Origin of the sequence: Brenneria izadpanahii (genome assembly GCF_017569925.1) — a bacterium.
GTDB classification, from domain to species: domain Bacteria; phylum Pseudomonadota; class Gammaproteobacteria; order Enterobacterales; family Enterobacteriaceae; genus Brenneria; species Brenneria izadpanahii.
The window spans coordinates 4,283,507-4,306,256 of record NZ_CP050854.1 but is presented as its reverse complement, the minus strand read 5'-3'; the positions used below and the strand labels follow the sequence as shown (position 1 = coordinate 4,306,256).

Here is a 22,750-nt window from a genome sequence, read left to right as displayed (position 1 = left end):
TCACCCTCTTCGCCAGAAGATTTTATTTCTAATAATCAATATATTAATGGGTATTGAGTAGATGAACGGGGGGAGTGACTCATCACCTTGATGATAGGTATGTTGCACAACAAGAAAGCCGCGAGTTTAAAACATCCGCGTTTATAGTCGGTCTTTCGCTGCTTTATAAACTTCTGAGCGTTCCCGTTTGCCCACAGCTAAAACCAGCACCACGATCTCATGCTCAATCACTTGATAAACTAACCGATAGCCAGCGGAACGAAGTTTGATTTTGTAGCAGTCAGCCATTCCGTGAAGACGATTGGCGGGAACGTGGGGATTTTGTAAAACCTCTTTCAGTTTTTTGGTGAACTGCTCCCGCACGGGTGTACCCAGCTTCTTAAATTCTTTCAGCGCGTGCTCTTCAAACTCCAGCTTATAACTCATCCAGATCGACCTTCACTCGTTTCCCCTTCATCCGTGAACGGGCAATTTTGGCGAGTTCAATATCTTCCTGATAGTCGGCCAGAGCTTCCCATGTTTCAGGGGAAACATAATAGCCAGAGATACGGCCATTGGTTAACACGGCTACAGGTTCGCCGTTAGCTTCTTTAAGCGCGGCATTAGGCGATTTTTTAAAGTCGCTGATACTCACGACAGCATTAGCAAGGATAGGTTGTACAGACATAGTTCGCCTCTTTTTAAGTATGATATTTAATACTGAATTTAGCACTTAATCAAAAAAGCAGCAACATCACAGTATGAGCATGAGGCCAAATAAAAAGATTTTATAAAAAACTCCTCACCCTCTTTTTTATAGGGTTTTATTTTATTAATCAATAGATTAATGGGTTATGAGTCGGTGAGCAGGTTACGAGTGACCCATCACCTTTTAAGGTGTTCCGACGTAAAAAAACCGGCCGGAGCCGATTGTATCTTTGCTGGCGTCTACCTCGCCATCTCACACTTGGGCAGCCAGTCGGCATCCGATTCATCTTTCAGCTCAGGGTTAGTCTGTATGCCCTGTTTGGTTCTGCCCTTGAGGTACACCTGCCCGTATTCCGATATCATATTAGGCAGCACCTTGCCAAAAGCCGTCAGGCTGATGGATTTTTGATGGCCGTGCGACTCCATAAACGACAAGTAGGCGTGGTCAGGTATTTACGCGGATTACGCGGCGTGCGGTCACGGTTTTAACTCAATAAGGATCAGCGAGGCATCCGGTGCAATCGCCAGCAGATCGATACGCCCGCCGTCCAGCGTGCGCTCTTGATGACCAATCAACATCCACTCGTTAGACAGAATAGAAGGATCGCGCAGGATCATTTTTTCCAGTAGTTGCTCGTTCGCCAAACGGCTGATGGAAAGTGGTTCAGGGTTTTCACCCACGCGTCAGATAGCATTATGGATCGGCATAGATTGCGCCTTAGTTTAGTGCTGCGTCAGTAAGCGCATCCGGTAGATAAAGCAGGGTTTGCTGAGCGGCTTGCTGGCAGGATTTTAAGGGGGCGAAAATAATCACAAATTTTTCTCACTGAGTAAGTATTACAACTTAATTCACTGAGATAGAGAAATGACGTTTAAAACCAGCCGGGCGGGATACTCTCTTATCTTCATTAATGAAGGGAACTCTCAGTTTCGGAGCATGATGAACCGCCACTTTCCATAAATTATCTCCCATAAAATTAAAATCAACTGAGTCAGAGGATGCTACTCTTATATTTTTGAAAATCCCTGTGTTATACATTGCGCCAATAGTGGCTGAATCGACAACCGTGCTATTAGAACCCAAGCGGATAAGAAATATGTTCAGTGATTCCTCAAAAATAACATCATCAGTCAAAAACAGAAGATAAAGCGCGTCATCCACTTTAACCGCCGCTTCCAGCACTTTACCTGACACCTTAACGCCAGTGGCTTTACCATTCAGCAGCACTTCACATGCTGATTCCTTAAATTGTGTGGCTTCATGGATAATCTGTAATGATATTGCGTTAGTTACTTCCATTTTTACCTCCACACATTACCCATTTGCCACGCAGCAAGCGCACCGCCAACAAAAGCGCCCAACACCACGCACGCTGGGGCCGCAGGACCACATATCAAACCGGCAACAGCGCCACCGGCCCAGCCTCCGGCAATTCCTGCTCCACCAATTGATAACTGTCGCCCAGTTTCATTCAGTTTATCATCTGCATTCATTACTTCATAAGCCGCCACCGCAACGGCAAACACGACAAGTCCTTTCCCTGTCAGCTTCATTTTTTGCGCTAACGCTCTCCCCACAGGGGTAGACTTCGCTCGAATCATTTCCATAGTCATGTTGCGCGTATCCATCGCTTCTTTCGCTGCTTGTTCCCATGTCAATATCCCTCGGTTGGCTCGTTCCCGAAGCTCATCTGACATAGCTTTTATCAGCCTTGAATATTCAAGTCGTAATCGGGGATCTATAGAAAATTGCGCAGCAATGGCAGCCATTTCTCCCTGCAAAGCAGAAATAACCTGCTCAAACTGCACTTTTCCTCTTTTACCTAAAGGACTCAAAAGTGCCGTATCCATACAACTAAGCGATTTACTTTTCTGAGAAGCTATTTAGACGTTTTTATTTTTAATAATCAGTATATTAATGGATTAGGATTTGGTGAACAGATAATGAGTGACTCATCACCTTTCCTATGAATAACAACGATAAAACCGACCATAGCCGGTTTTATCATTGTTGGTGTCTATCAGGCATATCGTGTTCTGGCAGCCAGTAGATATTGAGTTGATAGCGTTAATGATGATGTGTCAGTTAGTTTTTATCCAACTCGATCGATAGTCGGGATAATTCGCTTTGAATGTTTTTACGCCTTTTTTTAATTAGGGACTTCCGCGGGAGTATTTTCTCTATAATTGTTGGTTTTTTATGTAAATAGCGGAGCACCAATTCTTTTACTTCTTCGGGTTCCCAGCCATCCATAACCGGAGTAGGGTTGAATAGCAGATTTCCCAGTAAGGCGGGTGCCACTTCGTCATCAATTATCTGAAAAATGGTTTCCTTGGATAAGCCAGATTCTTTCAGCACTTTGACCATCCATTGATAATCATAGTCCTGTAACTCACGTGCGGTGAAAAGATCGGACAAGGCATGCCATACTAAAACTCGTGTTGTCAGTTCGTGATCGCTTAGTTTCATGCTCAGATTTTCCCTTTAAGGCACCATGTAAATTGTTCCATATAACATTTCTGTGCCTGCTGCAGCCAGTATTCCACCTATCAACGCTGCGATGCCGACGCATACCGGAGCGGTGGCGGCGCAAACGCCAACAGCCACAACACCTGCTCCTGCAGCCCATCCCCCAGCAATCCCTGCCGTGGCAACTGCTCCCTGATGAAGTGTTTCCGTTGTTTTATCTTCAGCCTGGAATATTTCATAAGCTGCGACAGCAAATGAAACAAAAAGAATACGCTTCCCAGCCACCCCAAATCCTTAGCGAGGCTTGTGGCCGCCCCTCTGTCCCTGCCGGCAGACTGGACAATCTCTTTATATACGGCTGCCTGTTGGCTTTCTGATAGTGAGGTAAAAGATGTCTGGTACAGGCGAATGGCATATTGTTCGGCTAGTTCAGCCATTGTACGACCGCTTTTTTTGAGTGATTTGGCGTAAGCTCGACCAACCGGGCTGCTCTTGAGTCGTGATAACTCAAGAATTTCATTTCGCATCCTGTTAGCCTGAATGGATGCTTCTTGTGGCGTCATGGCTCCACTATTTACAGCCTGAGTAAACTCCGTAGACATGTTGCGGATATCTCGTAAATATTGTTCTCTCACGCGAGCTTCTTTGATGCAATGAGCGGCAAAGTTTGCTGCAGTTCCTTGTAATGAAGCCAAAGCCGTTGCAAAAGCTCTTCTGTCATTTTGCATCCCGCCGGCAACTGCTGGGTAAGTAAATCCCATTACCTACTTCTCCTTTTCCTGCTGTTACATACAAAGAAGACAAAAAGTGATTTCTTGTCAATCCTCAGATAGTAATGTCAAATCTGTGCCCCATAGAGTAACTATAACGCACTGTATTTTGATAATTATTTAATCGAGTCTCCGTTTTGAACATTTGGGGCAGTATGAAATTTTCTGTCATGCTACCTTGATGTGAGCGTTTAGGAGCAGCTATCCACTCGACCGGCTGGGCTGCTTCTTTAACGACACATATCCTGTCTTTTAAGCTCCTGGGGATGCATCATAAACAAAGGCACGCCTGGGCTAATATATGACCGTCAGCTCGCCCTAATAAAAGATTTTATAAAGAACTGCTCACCCTCTTCATAAATATTTTTATTTATAATAATCAATGTATTAATAAGGTATTAATTGGCTGGGGAAGTTGAATAGGTTACCTATTATTTTGATTAGATGGCTTATTGCTGATTCATTTTTTTGTTTTATGGGCCTAAGTGTGGGCCTAAAAATTTTTTGCTTGCTTATAAGCCTGGACAGCGGAAGCTTTTTGCAAAGTGAGTAGCCAGAAATTTATCAGCTAATAAAATGACCTTGTGTAGCAATTTGCCATACGTTTAGTTATAGTTAGTGTGTAGTAAATTGCTATACACGAGGTAATCATGAGAATAGAAGTGAAAGAAACGCCCATTAACATTCGGGCAAAAGCATCACAGCGCGAATTGATCGATGTCGCTGCAAGACTACAATCAAAATCTCGGACTGACTTTATTCTTGAGGCCGCATGCCGTGAAGCTGAAGAAGTGTTGCTAGATCAACGCCTGTTTTTGGCCGATGATTCTCAGTTCGATGCGTTCATTGCTGCTTTGGAAAAGCCCGTTGCTACTAATGAACGCTTACGGGCACTGCTAGACAGGACATCTCCGTGGGAATAACTGCACCAGAATTGCTATCAGCCCGGCATATTACAACGGATTTTTCTTGCTCTGAGTCGTCGTTAGATGAGTGGTTAAAGCGTAAGGCGCTCAAAAACCAGACGAGTGGCGCATCACGAACGTTTGTGGTCTGCGATGCGGATAACCAACATGTCGTTGGGTTCTATGCATTAGCGACGGGAAGCGTTCAGCGCCAGTCAGCACCGGGTGCAATAAGACGTAATATGCCCGATCCAGTGCCCGTTTTAGTATTGGGACGTTTGGCGGTGGATGGTCGTTATCAGGCAAAAGGGATTGGCTCAGGCTTATTAAAAGACGCGGTATTACGTTCCCGGCAAGTGGCGGAGCAAGTTGGAACAAAAGCGCTTTTAGTTCATGCGATATCCGAAGGAGCAAAGGCTTTTTATCTTCATTGGGGCTTCCTGCCCTCGGAAATTCAGTCTAATACTCTGCTTTTACCTTTATGGTAGATATGGATATTTAATAACCCCTTACTTTTTATTTGCAATGGACGTATTTATATTTGAAATTTCTTTGCTTATTTTACTAATTTCCTTTGATATTTTATTTCCTATGCTATTATCAGCTGCCGACACATGAGAAAAAGAAAAAACCTCCATATAACTACTGCTTTTTAATTCTTTAGAGTAGAGCAAAATGTTTTTGGATCTTCGGTATGTTATATCTATTCTTACTTTTTCATTACCGAACCACTTACGTAGCTCATGAAATTTACCAAACATCATAGATCTATCGCTGCTTGGCGCTAAAAATGGTATCCCTGTTATTAAAGCACCTTGTGTCATTTCTTGAATGTCACTATTAGTCATTGCTCTCTGAGGTATTTTTCCTCTTATATTGAATTTTATTTCATGTGCAGCGCCTTTACCGATGTTTTTTATGACGAGGTTTAATACTTGTTTTACATCTTTATCCTGCTCTAAGTAAACAATAATCTCAGGGTTTGAATTATCCGCATAAATAGCATAGCTAATTAAGGATGCAATTATTGCTATTAGTGCCATCAAAATGTTAACAAAAAAACTACCTATTTGAAGTGCTTCTATCGACATAAGAGAACCTATTAAATATAAGAGGAAGGATTTTTACAGATATGTCATCAGTCACATCGGTATGATAGTTTACCTCGAGTATTAGGTAAATATAGAAAACCGGATATTCATCGGTTTGCTTTCTTAAAATGTGTTGTTTGGTTCATACTTTGGTAGCCAGTCTGTGTTCGGCTTGCCTTTCAATACAAAGACAATACTAACCATATTGAACTATTCGGTGGCTATTAATTGGTATGGTCGGATGTGTATCTATATTGCACACGCATTAGTGTCTCAGGCATGGTTTGTGAATTTTTTTGTCTCATCTCGGTTAAAGATTATTATCATGATTCCTTGAAAATAACGCGGATTAGTAATATTAATAAATGTGCTAATTCATTACAGTTAGTTAATATTAGGAGTAATAACGTGGCTATTAGTGATCATGATTATGTTAACTTCTCTGAAGATTATGAATTGAATTATCATCTTCGGAAAGTAAATAAACGAGAAACAGAAAAAAATCGTTCAACTTTAAGGACTATGGGGACAGAACTAAAAAATCAATTAGGTAAGACTCGTGTAACTCACTCAGAGTTTCATGCATATATCCTTACACAATTAAGTCGCTTGGACTGAAAATGTTACTATGGGAACGATTAAATAATAATTGTTCCCGTTCGTTATTTTTAATAATTATTATTTTTTAATATCTATAATATATTTCTACTGTAGATTCTTTGCACATACCGCCCACGCCCATCGCCATGCCCTAAATCCATCGACACCAGCGCGTAGGCTTCCCGGTTGCTGAAACCCTGCTGCCGGTAATAATGCATCGCATCTTGCGCCCATGCGTAACGCAGGCTGTGCGGGGAATATTGCCCCTTTAGTCCGGCCATAGCGGTTTGCGAGCGCCAGCGATTAATGGCGCTTTTCAGATCCGGTTTATCAATCAGCCGACCGTTGCGGGCAGCAGCAATCGTCAGCGCCTGATTCACTGTCTGTGTTAACGCTTCCCGACCCAGAACCCGCGTTTGTCGGGGCCGTCCGCCTTTGGTGCCGAATACCACCGTCAATTGCTCGTCGCCTCGCTCGAGCGCTTCGGCCCACGTCTTGAGCGACTGCGAACACTGCACCGCTTCCTGCGAACGTAGGCCCATCATCCGTGCCAGTTGTAGCGTCAGCGTGAGTCCGGCGTCTTTTTGTTGCAGGATTGCCAGCGCCGTCTGATAACGCTCCGGCGTAATCGCTTTCCGCGTGCCGTCCCGGCTGGCGCCGCTCAGCCCTAATGCCCTGTTGCTCAATCGGTCCGCATCCGCCAGTTTGCTCCGTCCGGCAGCCCGTAGAATGACACGCACTGCTGCCATTTCATTATGCAGCGTGCGCAAAGTAATTCCCTGTTCTAACCGTTCGGCGATATAGCATTCGATATGTTTTGCTTTCAGATGCTGCACCGTGCGGATCTGAATATTCAAAGATAGCAGATGACTGGCAAGCCGCTCTGCAATTTTTAGTCGGTCGTGAACCGTCTTATGGCTGCCGCCGGCCTGTCGGGCCAGCGTAAGCATTTCCCGGCTTAATCGTGACATATGCTATCCCCCATCCTCAATAACCTCTGTTCTCCGGCGCACGGCGATTCACGACACGGATTTCCCGTGCCGCACTGAACAATACCTGCGCGCCGGAGCGGCAGCGGTTGAGGTATGACGGGGATATCGGTTATGCACTCGGTGCAGCCGCCTGCATCAGCAGGGTAATCCCCTCAGGCTGAAAGCCTGCCTCAGATATCGGTTCAGTCCTCCTCTGATAAGTAGGTTGATGAGAATTGACGCAGAAAATGTGCGTCAGATGACAGGTCGCGCCGGAAAGCGCTGTGGTGTAAGGGCTGGCGCAGAGTCCGTTCGCGGCGTCACTTGCAACGGCTTTGCGCCGTATGAAGTGACGCCGCTGCCTCATGGATAAGCTAGGCTGAGGCAGCAGAAGGCCGCAGACGGTTGCGCCAGCTATAAAGGTTGTTGTACGCATCAATGCGTATGCAAAAAGCAGTTGCTTCACGAAGAACAAGCAGGATGCGGCCCTAAGGCGCTGAAATAAGGTAGCTACCATCGCCGCAGCGATCACCCGCAAAAGGGTAGCGGGGCGGGTTGGGGGTCGACCACTTAGGCTGGGCCTGCGCGTTGCCTTGAAGGTCGTGGCAACATGGGAATGCTGCTTGCAGCAGCGGTATAGCACTGACAATTTACTGCGCCCAAATCCGTATATCAAGCGGCTAACGCGCTGCGCTTGTTGGCTCCTTACTGGATTTCTATTCCATAGAAATCCAGTAAGGAGCGTCTAAATCCACTAACAGTATGAAAAAAATTTTGTAAATTTTTAGTGGCTAATCCGAAGTTCCATCTCGGTATTGTTGATGCTGTCCGCTGTTATAACGCGAAGGCCAGATCTCTTCGGGGCGTTTATGCAAGGCTTCGGCGATTAAGCGTTCTCCTTTAGGCCAATGGCGCGTCAGTGTATTTGCCAAAGTGGAAGAGGCGAGTCCCGCGTCTCTGGAAACCGCAGCCAGCGTTGTGCCTTTCTTTCTTAAACCAGCAATGATATCTGCCGGATGCCAGTCTTGTTCAATCATACGAAGTCACCCAGGTTGATGCCCGTCAGAGGCGATGAAATCGTTTGTTCTGACTAAGGCATATTGTTTAATTTCTTCCTTTTTAGCATCCGATAAGTGACTTTATCTTAAGAGTTACTAAAGACGCGGGATTGAGCACCTGTCCATTGACGATGAACGAAAAATAACGCGTCTCCCGCCTCACACCATCACTTGCTTATGGTGTGAGGCGGGAGAAAAACACGGCCTCATATAATCACCCAATCGCTTTGAGTCCCCGGATCCCGCCTTCCAGCACACTGCCGTTGTCCGCCGCTTTCACAAAGTCGGCCCACCATTGCATCATGGGGCGGCGCTGTTCCAGATAATCGCTGCGGTTATAGGCCCGGCGTACTTCATTTTTATCTACGTGGGCGAGGGCGGCTTCGATGACATCGGGCGGAAAGCCTTGCTCATTGAGCGCGGTGCTGGCGATTGACCGCATGCCGTGTGATACCAGAATGCCGCCTAATCCGGCGCGTTTCAGCGCCGCGTTGACCGTCTGGCTATTCATTGGCTGTAACGGCTTAATGCGGCTGGGGAAAACATATTCCCGGTGGCTGCTTAAGGGCTTCATTAGCGCCAGAATCGCCAACGCCTGTTCTGACAGCGGAACGATATGTACCCGCTTCATTTTCATGCGTTCGGCCGGAATGCGCCATTCTTTAGCATCCAGATCGATCTCTTGCCAGCGCGTCTCAGCGGCTTCGACCGGGCGGGTGAGGGTGAGAAGCTGCCACATAAACAGGCAGCGGGTCGGCAACTCGATATTTGCCAGCCGCATCGTTTGCATCAGTTGCGGCAGTTGATCCGGGCGGATGCTGGGCATGTGCTTTTTCTGCGGTTTCTCGAACGCCTTGCTGATATTGACGCTGGGCGCCGCATTGATCAGACCAACGTTCATGGCATAGATCATCACTTCATTAATCCGCTGGCATAACCGCCTTACCGTCTCCAGCGCGCCTCTGGCTTGCACCGGCTGGATAGCCTGCACCAGCGTGCGCGCCTTGATATCTGTGATGCTGATATCGCCGATGGCGGGGAAGATGTCCTTTTCTAGGGAGCGCCGGATATCGGAGGCATAGTCGGCGGTGACGCTGCTCTTTTTTAACTGTAGCCAGCGTTCGGCAACGACCTTAAAGGTGTTGGATTGGATTTCCAGCGCTTGCTTGCGCAATGAAAGCTGGTGTTCATAGGGGTCAATATCTTTTACCAGCAGGGCGCGGGCCGCTGTCCGGCGTTGCCGGGCGTCGGCCAGAGTGACTTCGGGATAAGGGCCAAAAGTCAGTTTTGCGCGCTTTTTGGTTAAAGGCCGGTAGTAGCGCATCTGCCAGACTTTCCTGCCGCTGCTTTTGATTAGCAGTTGCAGACCGTCGCCGTCATGCAGTGTGTAATCCGCCTCCTGTGGTTTGGCGGCTTTGATCTCCGTATCGGTGAGGGGTTTTGTTAACCGTGCCATAGGTACCTCCATCATTTAGGTACCCGCTGGATGGGTACCTGCCTTTCGGGTACCTAAGAAGGTACCTAAAAGTTGTGGAAGCCACAAGATGGCCACAGCACCCAGCAGACGTAAAAAAGCCCGCAGGGCTTGAGCCATGCGGGCTTAGTGGACTTCTTTGGCGTTCTATAGAACAAAATTTGGTGGAGCTGGGGGATTTGAACCCCCGTCCGGAATTACTCTACCGTTGGTACTACATGCTTAGTCTAATCTTTACATTCGCCTGCCAGCTGCGGATAGACACGCTACTAACAAACTAGCCTGATTGAATTTAACGCTTCAGCCCCAGGCAGGACATCCACGCGATCTCTTTTGGGTTTGACCTCTCTTGATCCCCGTCCTAAGAGCGGAGGCTAGGGAGAGAGGGCTCAGAGCAGGTTATTAAGCTGCTAAAGCGTAGTTTTCGTCGTTTGCGACTATTTTTTTGCGGCTTTTTACGAGGCCAACCGCCCCTCGGCATGCACCTAGGGCTTTGCAAATCCCGTCGAATCCAGAATCAGCCCCAAGAAACTTTCGTTAGTATATCAGAACTTACCCTACTTAAGCTATATTCCCTTCATCTTTCAAGTTGCTGGTGCGTTGGCTACGTTCACTCACCCGAATCACTTACTGGCGTAAGCTCATCGGGATTCGTTCGCTTGCCGCCTTCCCGCACCTTGAAATCTATTGGAAATCGGCTTAGCGGTTTGCGTTCTTCATGATACGCGCTTTGTCTAATTTCCATTCGCGTTCTTTAATATCATCACGCTTGTCGTGATCTTTTTTACCTTTCGCTACGCCGATTTTGACTTTGCTCCAGGCGTTCTTCCAATACATGGATAAGGCGACCACCGTGTAGCCTTCACGGCTGGTGCGGCCCAGCAGGGAATCGAGCTCCCGTTTGTTAAGCAACAGTTTGCGCGTGCGCGTCGGATCGCAAACAACATGCGAAGAGGCGACGTTGAGCGGTGTGATGGTGGCGCCGAATAAATATGCTTCGCCGTCACGGAACGTTACATAGCTGTCGCTGATGTTGGCCTTGCCCGCACGCAGTGATTTTACTTCCCAACCTTGCAACGAAAGACCAGCCTCAAATTCCTCTTCAATGAAGTATTCGTGGCGGGCACGCTTGTTTTGCGCAATGGTAGCGGAACCGGGTTTGTACGCTTTTTTCTTTTTCATAGTGCCGTCATTATACTGGATGTAAAAGGGAATGAAATCCCTGTCGAATGTCTGGGTCAGCGTTGATGATATCGTGCGATAGCGCGCGCAGAATTTTTGTCTGACGGCTTATCAGTGCTATTATTTTGCGCGTTTTATGACTCACGGAAAATGATATGCCGAAAATAAGTCGTTCTGCTCTGGTGCCATTCAGTGCAGAGCAAATGTATCAATTGGTGAATGATGTCTCTTCTTATCCTGCTTTTCTACCGGGTTGCACCGGTAGCCGGGTGCTTTCCGCCACGCCAGACGAAATGACCGCCGCGGTTGATGTTTCCAAGGCGGGGATTCGCAAGACATTTACCACTCGCAACACGCTGACCAATAATCAGAATATTAACATGCAATTGGTTGACGGTCCTTTTCGTCAGCTAAGCGGAGACTGGCATTTCACTCCGCTAAGCAATGATGCCTGCAAAGTGGAACTGCACCTTGATTTTGAATTTACCAATGCGTTGATTGAACTCGCTTTCGGTAAAGTTTTCAAGGAGCTGGCGGGGAATATGGTGCAAGCGTTCACCCAGCGCGCCAAAGAGGTCTACAGTGCCTGATATTCGCGTTGAGGTGATCTATGCATTACCAGAGCGCCAATACTTGCGTACGATAACGTTGGCGGAAGGGAGTACCGTCAAGCAGGCGATCGTTGCTTCGGGGCTGCTGGAACTGCGAAGAGACATCGACTTGCAGACCAATAAAGTCGGTATTTACAGCAAAGCGGCGAAACTGACCGATACCCTCAATGATGGCGATCGCGTTGAGATCTACCGTCCGCTAATTGCCGATCCGAAAGAACTGCGCCGTCAACGTGCCGAGCGTACAAAAAAATAAGGCACCTTGTGCCTTACTCTTATTGCTATTCATCCACACGGCGGAAACCTTATCCTGATAAAATAGAGGCTCTTCGCCGCGCTGGATTTTCTCTATATTCAATGGATTATCGCAAAATTAATTCAGCGTCGGTTTGTTATCGATATTGGTTAACACGCCTTCTGAGCTGAAGGTTAGCGTCAGGGCCTGCTGTTTTACGGATTCATGACCCGGCTGTTGGCGGAATACATAAAACCAGGTATCGCTGCCGAAGGGATCCTGCATCATTGGCGTTCCCAAAGTGTAAGCAACCTGTTGTTTGGTCATTCCGGTATGAATTTTCGCGACGTCACCTGGAGCCAGATAGTTTCCCTGATTGATGTCCGGCCGATAAACCACTTTCTCTAACGTGGAACAACCGGCAGTTAGCATAACAACCACCGCGGCGACGACAGTCAGCGTTTTACAGCGCATAGTGATTACATTCCTTAAGGGCATAGGTTGCCGATGATAATAGACCTTGCCTGAATTGAAAACCTACAAGACCCCTGTATGACCTCAGTAAGTCAAAAAAGTTGGGATTTTTTATAGCGGCGGCCATGATGCGGAACGGAAAACGCTCCAGGCGTTTTATTATGGCGTACTGTCCCGGCCCGCCACCCTCCGGGCCGCCGCAAGCGGCGTTTAAAAACGCTCCAAGCGCTTTTTGATGGCCGTTTTGCTCCGCGTCGCATCGAATACGCTCGGTATTCGATGACTGGTCCCATCTCAGAGGCCCAGCCTTACGCGGCCAGAAGCTCTTTGGCGTTCGCCAGCGTATTTTTGGTGACGGCGCTGCCGCCCAGCAGACGCGCCAGTTCCTGTAGCCGGGCGCGCTTATCAAGCGGCTGCATCAGCGTTTCCGTTTCCGCGCCGTCCGTTTGCTTGCTGACAAAAAAGTGCTGATGGCCGCAGCCGGCGACCTGGGGCAGGTGGGTAACGCACATCACCTGCGTTGATTCGCCAAGCTGACGCAACATTTTGCCGACAATCGCCGCCGTCGGTCCGCTGATGCCGACATCGACTTCATCGAAAATCAGCGCCGGCGTATCCATTTTACGCGCGGTGATAACCTGGATGATCAGCGCAATACGCGACAGCTCCCCGCCTGAGGCGACTTTCGCCAGCGATTGATGCGGTTGGCCGGGGTTGGTGGTGACGCGAAACTCAATGCTGTCTGCGCCGTTGGCCGTCAGGGACTCCGGCGTGAATTTTACGTCGATGGTAAAGTGGCCGTGCGGCATAGCCAGTTCATGCATATTGTTGGTGATCAACTGCGCCAGTTCTTTAGCATGATGCTGCCGGCGAATGTGCAATTGTTCGGCGACGTGCAACGCCTGCTGATGATATTCGCTTACCGCGTTGCTCAAGGATTCATGATCGCTTTCCTGCTGTTCCAGTAGCTGTTGCTCTTCCAGCAACTGTTGATGGAATGACGGCAGCTCTTCCGGCGGAACATGATGTTTACGCGCCAGCGCCAACTGACGGGATAGCCGCTGTTCCAGCTCATAGAGCCGGATCGGATCGAGATCCATCTGTTCGCTGTAGTGGCGCAGTTCGTCGCTGGCCTCGCTGATTTGGATCCCGGCTTCTTCCAGCATAGACAGCACGCCGGACAGCCTTTCATCCATGCCGACCAGTTCGCTGAGCCGATGTTTGACGCTGTGCAACATGGCGAGCATATTTTGCTCTTCATCTTCACTGAGCAGTTGTAATGCCTGTTGGCTCAACGCCAGCAGTTGTCCGCTGTTCGCCAAGCGTTTGTACTCGATGTCGATCTGTTCATATTCGCCGGGCTGCGGTGCGAACTCATTCAGCTCTTTCAACTGATATTGCAGTAATTCGCGCCGGGCTTCCCGCTCGATGGCGGCCTGCTGCAACTGCGCCAGCGAACGGCAGCTCTGGTGCCATTGCCGCCAGACTTGCTGCATGGCTTCCAGCAATTGGGCCTCATCGGCGTAGGCATCCAGCAGGTGCTTTTGGTGGTCGGGTTTGAGCAGCAGTTGATGCGCATGCTGGCCGTGAAGCTGAATCAGAAGCTGGCCGAGTTCGCGCAGTTGCGAGAGCGGCACGGCCGTGCCGTTGATAAAGCCGCGTGAACGGCCGTCTGCGCCAATCACCCGGCGCAGCAGGCACTCATTGCTGTCATCCAGTTGATTTTGTTCCAGCCAACGGCGCGCGCTGGGGTATCGACCAGCGAGAAACGAGCGCAGATATCCGCGCGGGACGCGCCCGGTCTTACCATGCCGGCGTCAGAACGATTCCCCAGGCACAGGCCGAGGGCATCGATAGCAATAGATTTACCGGCACCGGTTTCCCCGGTGATCACGCTCATTCCCGCCTGAAAATCAATTTCTAACTCACGCACGATGGCGAAGTTACTGATAGTGAGTTGCGCCAGCATGATAGTTTTCCTGTATGTAATAACAAGGTGTATTTTCATACAGTATAAACTGGTTTTATATACAGTAAAGCGATGAGCGGCGATTTTAGAATAATTTTTTAGACCAGCCGAGTTTTGTGCTCAACGTATTGAAATAGTTGTAATTTTCAGGGTGGATAAGGTTGAGCGCATATTCGCTGCGACGAATCAGCACCTCTTCTTTTTCCTGTATGGGAAGTGAAATCTGGCTATCGCAGCTAATTTCCAGATCGCTGGTGATATGGGAAAACTTTAACCGGATGCTGCTGCTGCTGTTAATGACCAGCGGCCGGGCCGAGAGCGTATGGGGAAACATCGGCACCAGCGTGATGGCGTCCAGCGAGGGCGTCAGGATCGGACCGCCGCCGGATAAAGAGTAGGCGGTGGAGCCGGTCGGCGTGGAAATGATCAGGCCGTCCGAACGTTGGGAGAAAGCAAAGCTATCATCGATATAGACTTCGAATTCAATCATGTGCGCCACTTTGCCGGGGTGGAGCACCACTTCGTTAATGGCGGTACTGCTGCTGCTGGGCTGATTGGCGCGGCAAATATGCGCTTCCAGCATAAAACGCCGTTCGCTGATATACCGGCCGTTCAATACGTCGGAAAGCTGCTGCTGCGCATGATCGGGATCCAGGTCGGTCAAAAATCCGAGATTACCCCGGTTAACGCCGATGACCTGGATGTCATAGCGCGACAATACTCTGGCCGCGCCCAGCATATTGCCGTCGCCGCCGACCACCACGGCGAGATCGGCTTTTTGTCCGATATCGGCCAGGCTGCCGGTCTGCGCGCCCTTCAGATTCAGTTCGAGGGCGATCTGCTGTTCAATAAGCACCGAATAACCTTTGCCGGTCAGCCAATGATAGAGCATTTCATGGGTCGCCAGCGCAGTGGGATGTCGCGGGTGGCCGACTATGCCGATGCAATTAAACGGTTTATTCATTGCTGTCGTTATCCTCGACGTAGTGTGTCCGGTATCGCGGAAAACCAATATGTGACTGGTTCCCTTGAAACCCCGGTTTTGATCCCCATAATAAGCAATTAGCGAGATTAATGCTAAAACGCGGAGAATTTCATGAGTAGTAAAGAACAGAACACGCCTGACGAGCAAGTCTTGGATCAAATGGATACTGCAAAAGGGCAACAAAAGGAAGGCGCGTCAGCAACAACGGCGGAAGCTGCTGATCCACGCGATGAGCGTATCGCCGAACTGGAGGCTCAATTGAGCGAGTTGCAACAGCGTGAGCGTGATAGCGTACTGCGGGCGCGGGCCGAAGCCGATAATATCCGCCGCCGTGCGGAGATGGATGTTGAGAAGGCGCATAAATACGCGGTGGAAAAATTCGCCAGCGAAATGCTGCCGGTTATCGACAACCTGGAACGAGCCTTGGATTTGGCTGATAAATCCAACGAAGCGCTGGCTCCGATGGTTGAAGGTATTGAACTGACGCTGAAATCATTGCTGGATGCCGTACATAAGTTCGGCATTGAGGTGATTGGGGATGTGAATGTTCCCTTTAATCCTGAAGTTCATCAGGCCATGACCATGCTGGAGTCTGACGATTATCAGCCGAATCACGTCATGATGGTGATGCAGAAGGGCTATACGCTTAATGGCCGTCTGCTGCGCCCGGCGATGGTGGCGGTATCCAAAGCGAAAGCGTGATTATTCTTCATCCTTCAATTCGCTGACGCGTCTGTTTTCCGCAGCCTGAAAGCGACTGGGCTGCGGGTGGATAACGCACGTATTGGAGAGATTGGAAAGCGCCGGGAAATGCGTGTGATGACGCAGGCCTTAATAGGCAAAGCATCCATTTTTATGCGTGCGGGCATGTATTTGTCCTCCCCGCGGCAGTAGGCGGGGATCTGCTCTTTCCCTACGATCCGGCAATGTTTGAAAGCCCTTTGCCGGCACACTGACCCCATGCTTCGGCATGGGGTTTTTGTTTATATTTTGTTAATGTTTTTTTGTTAAAAGAGTGTTTTTTATTGTCTTGATAGATCATCATCTTTACCTATTAAAAGAATTGGTATCGCCATTCTAAATGCACTTGATAATCATTATCGATTCTGTGAGAGTGATATAACAACAGAGTTAGAAGGGTCATACTATGCCGGGTAGCCGAGTCGCCGAATCATCAAGCCGCACATCGAGAAAAATTAAACTTTCTTTGATGGGGCCGGCGTTTATTGCGGCGATTGGTTACATCGATCCAGGTAACTTCGCGACTAATATTCAGTCCGGCGCCGCCTATGGCTATACCCTGCTGTGGGTCGTCGTGTGGGCCAATATTATGGCGATGCTGATTCAACTGCTATCGGCCAAGTTGGGCATCGCCACCGGTAAAAACCTGGCTGAACTAATCCGCGATCGTTTTCCGCGGCCCGCCGTCTGGATCTACTGGGTTCAGGCCGAGATCATCGCCATGGCGACCGATCTGGCTGAATTCATCGGCGCCGCCATCGGCTTCAAACTGCTGTTGGGCGTATCTTTGCTTGAAGGCGCCATCCTCACCGGTATCGCCACCTTTCTGATTTTGATGCTGCAACGGCGTGGACAGAAGCCGATGGAGATGGTGATTGGCGGGTTGTTGCTGTTTGTCGCCGCGGCCTACATTGTCGAGCTGGTGTTCTCGCAGCCTGAGCTGGCCGCTCTGACCAAAGGGATCGTTATTCCCAGCCTGCCGACTTCAGACGCGGTTTTTCTGGCGGCCGGAGTGCTGGGAGCAACGATTATGCCCCATGTGATTTATCTGCACTCATCCCTCACGCAGCACGAAGGGGAACACTCAAAAGCCGAACGGTATTCCGCCACTAAAGTCGACGTAGCCATCGCCATGACCATCGCCGGGTTTGTGAACCTGGCGATGATGGCGACTGCCGCTGCGGCTTTCCATTTCAGCGGTAATCAGAATATTGTCGATCTGGATCGCGCCTATCTGACGCTGGAGCCTTTACTGGGCAAAGCGGCGGCGACTATTTTCGGCCTGAGTTTGGTGGTGGCCGGGCTCTCTTCAACCGTTGTCGGTACGTTGGCCGGGCAGGTCGTTATGCAAGGGTTCGTTCGCTTCCATATCCCATTGTGGGTGCGCCGTACCGTAACCATGTTGCCATCATTTATTGTTATTCTTTCCGGCATGGATCCTACCCGGGTATTGGTGTTGAGCCAGGTTATCCTCAGTTTTGGCATCGCGCTGGCGCTGATCCCTTTGCTGGCATTTACCGGCAATCGGGAATTGATGGGGAATATGGTGAACAGCCGGTTGGTGCAAAATACCGGGAAAGTGATTGTTTTTGTTGTCGTATCGCTTAACGCCCATCTGCTTGTCAGTACGGCTTTTGGATTGTGACGGCGCGTGCATTCCGCTAAGTCACATCTTATCATCAGACACTGATTCTTTTTTATATGGGTTCAGTTATGTCGTCGCCAATTAACATTATCGAAAAGAAACTTTTGTCCGATCATTGGTTTATCCTTCATAAGTATGTTTTTGATTTAAAAACAAAGGATGGCGGCACTGTCCGTCAGATCCGCGAAGTTTACGATCGAGGCGATGGGGCGACCATCCTGTTGTATAACCGGCGTAAGGGAACCGTTATCCTGACGCGGCAGTTTCGTATTCCAACCTACCTGAACGGCAATGAAAGCGGCATGTTGCTGGAGGCCTGCGCCGGCATGCTGGATAACCATTCGCCGGAAGCCTGCGCCCGTAATGAGGCGATAGAAGAGACCGGTTATGCGGTCGGTCAGGTGGAAAAGCTGTTTGATGCCTACATGTCGCCCGGCGGGGTGACGGAGCGCGTATATTTTTTCGCCGCTGAATATGATGAATCCGATCATGACAATTCGGGCGGCGGCGTCGAGGATGAAGATATCGAAGTGCTGGAGTTGCCTTTCACGCAGGCGATGGAAATGGTCAACGATGGGCGCATTAAAGATGCAAAGACCATTATGCTGCTACAGCACGCTTATATTCGGGGATGGTTTGCGTAGTTCCTTCACTCAGGCGTGGCAGGACAGGGAAATCCACTGCGCCGCGCTTATTGCCGCAGTGGTAATTTAACTATATTAACTATATTAAGCGAAATTAAACTCCGGTTTTTGCAGCCCTTCAAAGTTTAACAAACCACACACACTATACTGACCCTCTGTGACCTCCCTCCCTATCCATAACGAAAACAGATAAAGGATGTAACAATGGACGATCAACTGAAACAGAGCGCATTGGATTTCCATCAGTTCCCTGTTCCGGGGAAAATTCAGGTATCGCCGACGAAACCGCTGGCGACGCAGCGCGATCTCGCTCTGGCGTACTCTCCCGGCGTTGCGGCTCCATGTCTGGAGATCGCCGAAGATCCGCTGGCCGCCTACAAGTACACGGCGCGGGGCAATCTGGTGGCGGTGATCTCCAACGGGACGGCCGTGCTTGGGCTTGGCAACATCGGCGCCCTGGCCGGTAAACCGGTGATGGAGGGGAAGGGCGTCTTGTTTAAAAAATTCTCCGGTATTGATGTATTCGATATTGAGGTCGATGAGCTGGATCCCGATAAATTGATCGATGTGGTTGCTGCGCTGGAACCGACATTCGGCGGTATCAACCTGGAAGACATCAAAGCGCCGGAATGTTTCTACATTGAGAAGAAGCTGCGCGAACGGATGAAAATTCCGGTATTTCACGACGATCAGCATGGTACGGCCATTATCTGTACCGCCGCGGTGCTGAACGGGCTGCGCGTGGTGGAGAAAAAGATCGAGGAGGTGCGTCTGGTGGTTTCCGGCGCCGGGGCGGCCTCCATTGCCTGCCTGAACCTGCTGGTGGCGCTGGGTATGAAGCACGAAAACATCGTAGTATGCGACTCGCGCGGCGTGATTTACAAAGGCCGTGAAGAGAATATGGCGGAAACCAAAGCCGCTTACGCCATCGACGATAACGGCGCGCGCAAGCTGGCGGACGTTATTCCCGATGCCGATATTTTCCTCGGCTGCTCCGGCCCCGGCGTATTGACGCCGGAGATGGTGAAAACCATGGCGCCGAATCCGCTGATCCTGGCGCTGGCGAATCCTGAACCGGAAATTCTGCCGCCGCTGGCTAAAGAAGTGCGTCCCGACGCCATTATCTGTACCGGCCGTTCCGACTACCCCAATCAGGTGAACAACGTACTGTGCTTCCCGTTTATCTTCCGCGGCGCGCTGGACGTGGGCGCCACCACCATCAATGAAGAGATGAAGCTGGCGTGCGTTCATGCCATCGCTAATCTGGCGTTGGCGGAACAGAGCGAGGTGGTGGCCTCCGCCTATGGCGATCAGGATCTGTCGTTCGGCGCGGAGTATTTGATACCAAAACCGTTCGATCCGCGGCTGATTATCAAAATCGCCCCGGCGGTAGCGAAAGCGGCGATGGATTCCGGCGTGGCGACGCGGCCGATCGAAGACTTCGATGCCTATATCGAGAAACTGACCCAGTTCGTTTATAAAACCAACCTGTTTATGAAACCGGTCTTTTCCCAGGCGCGTAAGCAGCCCCGCCGCGTGGTGCTGGCCGAAGGGGAAGATCCCCGCGTATTGCATGCAACCCAGGAACTGGTGACGCTAGGACTGGCGTTCCCGATATTAATCGGACGTCCGAACGTTATTGAAATGCGTCTGCAAAAGCTGGGCCTGCAATTGACCATCGGTAAAGACTTCGAGGTGGTCAACAACGAATCCGATCCGCGTTTTAAAGAGTACTGGAGCGAGTATTTCGAAATCATGAAGCGCCGCGGCGTATCGCAGGAGAAAGCCCAGCGCGAAGTGATCGGTAATCCGACGCTGATTGGTTCCATCATGGTGCTGCGCGGCGAGGCGGACGCCCTGATCTGCGGCACCATCGGGACTTATGAAGAGCACTTTGACGTGGTGGAGAGAGTCTTCGGCTACCGCGACGGCGTGCATGTAGCGGGCGCCATGAATGCGCTGCTGCTGCCAAGCGGAAATACGTTCATCACCGATACCTATGTCAATCCCGATCCAACGCCGGAACAGCTGGCTGAAATCACCCTGATGGCGGCGAACACCGTACGTCGTTTCGGTATTGAGCCGAAAGTCGCTCTGCTGTCGCATTCGAGCTTTGGCACATCGGATTCGCCGACCGCGCAGAAAATGCGCGCGGCGCTGGCGCTGATTAACAAACTGGCGCCGGAGCTGGAAGTTGACGGCGAAATGCACGGCGATTCCGCGTTGGTGGAAGCGATCCGCCGCGAGCAGATGCCGGACAGCCCGCTGAAAGGATCGGCCAATATTCTGATCATGCCGAATATGGAAGCGGCGCGCATCAGCTATAACCTGCTGCGGGTTTCCTCCTCGGAAGGGGTCACCGTCGGGCCGGTACTGATGGGGATTTCCAAGCCGGTGCATATCCTGACGCCAATCGCTTCGGTGCGCCGCATCGTTAACATGGTGGCGCTGGCGGTGGTTGAGGCGCAAACCCAGCCGCTGTAATGGCGGGCTGGCAACAAAGCTAAGAGCCTGCTGACAACGGGCGAAACATTGCCGTTAATGACCCCCTCCCGGCCTCCCCCTTATCAGGGGAGGAGCGAAACGCCCTCTCTTGCGAAGGGGGAGGGTTGGGGTGGGGTTAGAACCAAAAGGTTTGTTATCAAACTTGGCCTGCTGACGCAGGCTTTTCTATATCCGATGACACTACATTGATTGCCGAAGCCACTTATCCAGCTCGCCGGCAAACTGCTGCCGGTCGCGCTGGCTCAGGGTCGCCGGACCGCCGGTCTGGATGCCGCTGGCGCGCATGGTGTCCATAAAGTCGCGCATATTCAGCCGTTCGCGGATGGTGTCCGGCGTATAGCGCTCGCCGCGCGGATTGAGCGCCACGGCGCCTTTTTCGATCACTTCGGCAGCCAGCGGAATATCGCTGGTGATCACCAGATCGCCGCTTTCAACCCGGCGCACAATTTCGTTGTCCGCGACATCAAATCCGGCGGCGACGCGCAGAGTTCGGATAAAGCGCGATGGCGGCACTTTCAATGACTGGTTGGCCACCAGCGTGGTCAGCGTGGCGGTGCGATCCGCCGCACGAAACAAGACCTCTTTAATGACGTTAGGACAGGCGTCGGCGTCGACCCAAATCTGCATTACTTGATTACTCCTGTTGGGATTGCTCCGTGGCTGTCATCGTTCAGCCAGTCTCTGACGGGTAAAAAATCCCGGTACAGCGCGGCTTCCGGGCTGCCGGGTTCGGGCTGATACTGGTATTCCCAGCGGGCCAGCGGCGGCATCGACATTAAAATGGATTCGGTGCGCCCGCCGCTTTGCAGTCCGAACAGCGTACCGCGATCCCACACCAGATTAAATTCCACGTAGCGGCCGCGGCGGTAAAGCTGAAATTCGCGCTCGCGCTCGCCCCACGGCAAGGCTTTGCGCCTCTCGACGATCGGCAGATAGGCGCTTAAAAAACCTTCGCCGACCGCGCGGGTAAAATCGAAACAGGTAGCAAAATCAGGCGTATTCAGATCGTCAAAGAATAGTCCGCCGATGCCGCGCGCTTCGTTGCGGTGTTTTAGAAAAAAATAGTCATCGCACCATTTTTTGTAACGGGGATAAACGTCCGCGCCGAAAGGACGGCATAGATCGCGTGCGGTCTGATGCCAGTGCACCGCGTCTTCCTTGAAGCCATAAAATGGCGTCAGATCAAAGCCGCCGCCGAACCACCATACCGCTTCTTCCCCCGGTTTTTCGGCAATGAAAAAGCGCACGTTGGCGTGGCTGGTGGGAACATAAGGGTTTTGCGGATGAATAACCAACGAAACCCCCATCGCCTGATAGCTGCGCCCGGCCAGTTCAGGACGGTGAGCACTGGCGGATGGCGGCAATGCGAGGCCCGATACATGGGAAAAGTTGACGCCGGCGCGTTCGAATACGCCTCCGCCGGACAGGACGCGGCTGCATCCGCCGCCGCCTTCCGCGCGCTGCCAGATGTCTTCGGCAAAATCGCCGGCGCCGTCTGCGGCGGCAAGCTGCCGGCAGATATCATCCTGCAACGTACGCAGGAAAGTTTTTACAGCATTGATGCGAGGCATGCGCACTGGTTCCTTCAAGGTGTTAAATAACGGGCAAGACAGTATAGCGACTATTGCCGATCAATAAAAAATCGCCGGGAGCGATTTTCAACGACGCTCGCAACGGTCCAGATGCGTCAAAAAATGGGCTGGTTGGGGATCTTTCCACTGGCTGGCTGCAAT

At 50.6% G+C, this 22,750-nt stretch carries 25 protein-coding genes, 1 other RNA gene and 2 pseudogenes; 9 read left to right on the top strand and 19 right to left on the bottom strand.

All coding sequences use genetic code 11. From position 1 onward, the window contains the following. Positions 1–141: 141 nt before the first annotated feature. From HC231_RS19215 to HC231_RS19180, 8 genes and pseudogenes are all read right to left on the bottom strand, one after another. Positions 142–426, bottom strand: coding sequence for a type II toxin-antitoxin system RelE family toxin (locus HC231_RS19215; RefSeq protein ID WP_208228307.1), 285 nt, complete (start codon positions 424–426; stop codon positions 142–144). Next, complete coding sequence (locus tag HC231_RS19210) at positions 416–667, bottom strand: type II toxin-antitoxin system Phd/YefM family antitoxin (protein WP_208228306.1); 252 nt, start codon at positions 665–667, stop codon at positions 416–418. The genes HC231_RS19215 and HC231_RS19210 overlap by 11 nt, the downstream gene beginning before the upstream one ends. 260 nt (positions 668–927) lie before the next feature. Next, on the bottom strand, positions 928–1,113 hold the full coding sequence (locus HC231_RS19205) for a primase-like DNA-binding domain-containing protein (protein WP_425490412.1): 186 nt from the start codon (positions 1,111–1,113) through the stop codon (positions 928–930). Between the two features lie 38 nt (positions 1,114–1,151). Continuing rightward, positions 1,152–1,368, bottom strand: a pseudogene (locus HC231_RS19200) (nuclease); the annotation flags it as partial. 163 nt (positions 1,369–1,531) lie between these two features. Then, positions 1,532–1,987, bottom strand: a complete 456-nt coding sequence (locus HC231_RS19195) for a hypothetical protein (RefSeq protein ID WP_208228305.1) — start codon at positions 1,985–1,987, stop codon at positions 1,532–1,534. Positions 1,988–1,989: 2 nt separating this feature from the next. Next, positions 1,990–2,538 carry a hypothetical protein gene (locus HC231_RS19190; protein WP_208228304.1) on the bottom strand — a complete coding sequence of 183 codons (549 nt, stop codon included), beginning with the start codon at positions 2,536–2,538 and terminating at the stop codon, positions 1,990–1,992. Between the two features lie 235 nt (positions 2,539–2,773). Next, a complete protein-coding gene (locus tag HC231_RS19185) occupies positions 2,774–3,157 on the bottom strand; it encodes a DUF7079 family protein (protein ID WP_208228303.1) in 384 nt (127 codons plus the stop codon). An 80-nt stretch (positions 3,158–3,237) separates the two neighbouring features. Further along, positions 3,238–3,918 (bottom strand): hypothetical protein, encoded by a 681-nt coding sequence (locus tag HC231_RS19180; protein WP_208228302.1) that lies wholly within the window; start codon positions 3,916–3,918, stop codon positions 3,238–3,240. Between the two features lie 659 nt (positions 3,919–4,577). Here HC231_RS19180 and HC231_RS19175 point away from each other — a divergent pair. Together HC231_RS19175 and HC231_RS19170 are read left to right on the top strand one after the other, a co-directional pair. After that, positions 4,578–4,850, top strand: a complete 273-nt coding sequence (locus tag HC231_RS19175) for a type II toxin-antitoxin system TacA family antitoxin (protein WP_208228301.1) — start codon at positions 4,578–4,580, stop codon at positions 4,848–4,850. Further along, positions 4,841–5,320, top strand: a complete 480-nt coding sequence (locus HC231_RS19170; protein ID WP_208228300.1) for a GNAT family N-acetyltransferase — start codon at positions 4,841–4,843, stop codon at positions 5,318–5,320. The genes HC231_RS19175 and HC231_RS19170 overlap by 10 nt, the downstream gene beginning before the upstream one ends. Positions 5,321–5,341: 21 nt before the next feature. Here HC231_RS19170 and HC231_RS19165 read toward each other — a convergent pair whose 3' ends face one another. Next, positions 5,342–5,923 carry a hypothetical protein gene (locus tag HC231_RS19165; RefSeq protein ID WP_208228299.1) on the bottom strand — a complete coding sequence of 194 codons (582 nt, stop codon included), beginning with the start codon at positions 5,921–5,923 and terminating at the stop codon, positions 5,342–5,344. A 408-nt stretch (positions 5,924–6,331) separates the two neighbouring features. Between HC231_RS19165 and HC231_RS19160 the strand changes: the two genes are divergently transcribed. Then, positions 6,332–6,541, top strand: coding sequence for a hypothetical protein (locus tag HC231_RS19160; protein ID WP_208228298.1), 210 nt, complete (start codon positions 6,332–6,334; stop codon positions 6,539–6,541). Between the two features lie 74 nt (positions 6,542–6,615). On the opposite strand, the gene HC231_RS19155 is transcribed toward HC231_RS19160, so the two are convergent. The 5 genes from HC231_RS19155 to smpB all read right to left on the bottom strand — a co-directional run bounded on the left by HC231_RS19155 (position 6,616) and on the right by smpB (position 11,208). Then, on the bottom strand, positions 6,616–7,494 hold the full coding sequence (locus HC231_RS19155; RefSeq protein ID WP_208228297.1) for an integrase domain-containing protein: 879 nt from the start codon (positions 7,492–7,494) through the stop codon (positions 6,616–6,618). Between the two features lie 791 nt (positions 7,495–8,285). Next, positions 8,286–8,531 carry a helix-turn-helix domain-containing protein gene (locus HC231_RS19150; protein WP_199377716.1) on the bottom strand — a complete coding sequence of 82 codons (246 nt, stop codon included), beginning with the start codon at positions 8,529–8,531 and terminating at the stop codon, positions 8,286–8,288. 235 nt (positions 8,532–8,766) lie between these two features. After that, positions 8,767–10,008: an integrase domain-containing protein gene (locus tag HC231_RS19145; protein WP_208228296.1), complete on the bottom strand. Its 1,242-nt coding sequence runs from the start codon at positions 10,006–10,008 to the stop codon at positions 8,767–8,769. A 180-nt stretch (positions 10,009–10,188) separates the two neighbouring features. After that, positions 10,189–10,551: a transfer-messenger RNA gene (ssrA, locus tag HC231_RS19140) on the bottom strand. Between the two features lie 174 nt (positions 10,552–10,725). Continuing rightward, positions 10,726–11,208, bottom strand: coding sequence for an SsrA-binding protein SmpB (gene smpB, locus HC231_RS19135; RefSeq protein WP_208228295.1), 483 nt, complete (start codon positions 11,206–11,208; stop codon positions 10,726–10,728). Positions 11,209–11,363: 155 nt separating this feature from the next. Between smpB and HC231_RS19130 the strand changes: the two genes are divergently transcribed. Both HC231_RS19130 and HC231_RS19125 read left to right on the top strand, forming a co-directional pair. Beyond that, on the top strand, positions 11,364–11,798 hold the full coding sequence (locus tag HC231_RS19130; RefSeq protein ID WP_208228294.1) for a type II toxin-antitoxin system RatA family toxin: 435 nt from the start codon (positions 11,364–11,366) through the stop codon (positions 11,796–11,798). Next, positions 11,791–12,075 (top strand): RnfH family protein, encoded by a 285-nt coding sequence (locus tag HC231_RS19125; protein ID WP_208228293.1) that lies wholly within the window; start codon positions 11,791–11,793, stop codon positions 12,073–12,075. The genes HC231_RS19130 and HC231_RS19125 overlap by 8 nt, the downstream gene beginning before the upstream one ends. A 117-nt stretch (positions 12,076–12,192) precedes the next feature. On the opposite strand, the gene bamE is transcribed toward HC231_RS19125, so the two are convergent. The 3 genes and pseudogenes from bamE to nadK all read right to left on the bottom strand — a co-directional run bounded on the left by bamE (position 12,193) and on the right by nadK (position 15,461). Beyond that, positions 12,193–12,528: an outer membrane protein assembly factor BamE gene (gene bamE, locus HC231_RS19120; protein ID WP_208228292.1), complete on the bottom strand. Its 336-nt coding sequence runs from the start codon at positions 12,526–12,528 to the stop codon at positions 12,193–12,195. 308 nt (positions 12,529–12,836) lie between these two features. Next, positions 12,837–14,497, bottom strand: a pseudogene (recN, locus tag HC231_RS19115) (DNA repair protein RecN). Between the two features lie 85 nt (positions 14,498–14,582). Then, positions 14,583–15,461 (bottom strand): NAD(+) kinase, encoded by an 879-nt coding sequence (gene nadK, locus HC231_RS19110; protein ID WP_208228291.1) that lies wholly within the window; start codon positions 15,459–15,461, stop codon positions 14,583–14,585. A 132-nt stretch (positions 15,462–15,593) separates the two neighbouring features. Here nadK and grpE point away from each other — a divergent pair, with 132 nt between their 5' ends. The 4 genes from grpE (at position 15,594) to maeB (ending at position 20,996) form a co-directional block, all read left to right on the top strand. Next, on the top strand, positions 15,594–16,184 hold the full coding sequence (grpE, locus tag HC231_RS19105; RefSeq protein ID WP_208228290.1) for a nucleotide exchange factor GrpE: 591 nt from the start codon (positions 15,594–15,596) through the stop codon (positions 16,182–16,184). Between the two features lie 445 nt (positions 16,185–16,629). After that, complete coding sequence (locus tag HC231_RS19100; protein WP_208228289.1) at positions 16,630–17,868, top strand: Nramp family divalent metal transporter; 1,239 nt, start codon at positions 16,630–16,632, stop codon at positions 17,866–17,868. A gap of 68 nt (positions 17,869–17,936) precedes the next feature. Further along, on the top strand, positions 17,937–18,512 hold the full coding sequence (nudK, locus tag HC231_RS19095) for a GDP-mannose pyrophosphatase NudK (protein ID WP_208228288.1): 576 nt from the start codon (positions 17,937–17,939) through the stop codon (positions 18,510–18,512). A 204-nt stretch (positions 18,513–18,716) separates the two neighbouring features. Then, positions 18,717–20,996 carry an NADP-dependent malic enzyme gene (gene maeB / locus HC231_RS19090; protein WP_208228287.1) on the top strand — a complete coding sequence of 760 codons (2,280 nt, stop codon included), beginning with the start codon at positions 18,717–18,719 and terminating at the stop codon, positions 20,994–20,996. A 201-nt stretch (positions 20,997–21,197) separates the two neighbouring features. Here maeB and HC231_RS19085 read toward each other — a convergent pair whose 3' ends face one another. Both HC231_RS19085 and hemF read right to left on the bottom strand, forming a co-directional pair. Further along, positions 21,198–21,644: a YaiI/YqxD family protein gene (locus HC231_RS19085; protein WP_208228286.1), complete on the bottom strand. Its 447-nt coding sequence runs from the start codon at positions 21,642–21,644 to the stop codon at positions 21,198–21,200. After that, the gene (gene hemF, locus HC231_RS19080) at positions 21,644–22,588 is read right to left on the bottom strand and encodes an oxygen-dependent coproporphyrinogen oxidase (protein ID WP_208228285.1); all 945 of its coding nucleotides are present in this window, start codon (positions 22,586–22,588) and stop codon (positions 21,644–21,646) included. The genes HC231_RS19085 and hemF overlap by 1 nt, the downstream gene beginning before the upstream one ends. Positions 22,589–22,750: the final 162 nt, after the last annotated feature.

Bases quoted from the DNA above. Each gene is read 5' to 3' on its own strand.
- HC231_RS19130 (WP_208228294.1), top strand. From the start codon at position 11,364: ATGCCGAAAATAAGTCGTTCTGCTCTGGTGCCATTCAGTGCAGAGCAA.
- smpB (WP_208228295.1), bottom strand. From the start codon at position 11,208: ATGAAAAAGAAAAAAGCGTACAAACCCGGTTCCGCTACCATTGCGCAA.
- HC231_RS19215 (WP_208228307.1), bottom strand. From the start codon at position 426: ATGAGTTATAAGCTGGAGTTTGAAGAGCACGCGCTGAAAGAATTTAAG.
- maeB (WP_208228287.1), top strand. From the start codon at position 18,717: ATGGACGATCAACTGAAACAGAGCGCATTGGATTTCCATCAGTTCCCT.
- grpE (WP_208228290.1), top strand. From the start codon at position 15,594: ATGAGTAGTAAAGAACAGAACACGCCTGACGAGCAAGTCTTGGATCAA.
- HC231_RS19205 (WP_425490412.1), bottom strand. From the start codon at position 1,113: ATGGAGTCGCACGGCCATCAAAAATCCATCAGCCTGACGGCTTTTGGC.
- HC231_RS19085 (WP_208228286.1), bottom strand. From the start codon at position 21,644: ATGCAGATTTGGGTCGACGCCGACGCCTGTCCTAACGTCATTAAAGAG.
- HC231_RS19155 (WP_208228297.1), bottom strand. From the start codon at position 7,494: ATGTCACGATTAAGCCGGGAAATGCTTACGCTGGCCCGACAGGCCGGC.
- HC231_RS19195 (WP_208228305.1), bottom strand. From the start codon at position 1,987: ATGGAAGTAACTAACGCAATATCATTACAGATTATCCATGAAGCCACA.
- HC231_RS19145 (WP_208228296.1), bottom strand. From the start codon at position 10,008: ATGGCACGGTTAACAAAACCCCTCACCGATACGGAGATCAAAGCCGCC.
- HC231_RS19210 (WP_208228306.1), bottom strand. From the start codon at position 667: ATGTCTGTACAACCTATCCTTGCTAATGCTGTCGTGAGTATCAGCGAC.
- bamE (WP_208228292.1), bottom strand. From the start codon at position 12,528: ATGCGCTGTAAAACGCTGACTGTCGTCGCCGCGGTGGTTGTTATGCTA.
- nadK (WP_208228291.1), bottom strand. From the start codon at position 15,461: ATGAATAAACCGTTTAATTGCATCGGCATAGTCGGCCACCCGCGACAT.
- nudK (WP_208228288.1), top strand. From the start codon at position 17,937: ATGTCGTCGCCAATTAACATTATCGAAAAGAAACTTTTGTCCGATCAT.
- HC231_RS19165 (WP_208228299.1), bottom strand. From the start codon at position 5,923: ATGTCGATAGAAGCACTTCAAATAGGTAGTTTTTTTGTTAACATTTTG.
- HC231_RS19100 (WP_208228289.1), top strand. From the start codon at position 16,630: ATGCCGGGTAGCCGAGTCGCCGAATCATCAAGCCGCACATCGAGAAAA.
- hemF (WP_208228285.1), bottom strand. From the start codon at position 22,588: ATGCCTCGCATCAATGCTGTAAAAACTTTCCTGCGTACGTTGCAGGAT.
- HC231_RS19180 (WP_208228302.1), bottom strand. From the start codon at position 3,918: ATGGGATTTACTTACCCAGCAGTTGCCGGCGGGATGCAAAATGACAGA.
- HC231_RS19185 (WP_208228303.1), bottom strand. From the start codon at position 3,157: ATGAAACTAAGCGATCACGAACTGACAACACGAGTTTTAGTATGGCAT.
- HC231_RS19150 (WP_199377716.1), bottom strand. From the start codon at position 8,531: ATGATTGAACAAGACTGGCATCCGGCAGATATCATTGCTGGTTTAAGA.
- HC231_RS19175 (WP_208228301.1), top strand. From the start codon at position 4,578: ATGAGAATAGAAGTGAAAGAAACGCCCATTAACATTCGGGCAAAAGCA.
- HC231_RS19190 (WP_208228304.1), bottom strand. From the start codon at position 2,538: ATGGATACGGCACTTTTGAGTCCTTTAGGTAAAAGAGGAAAAGTGCAG.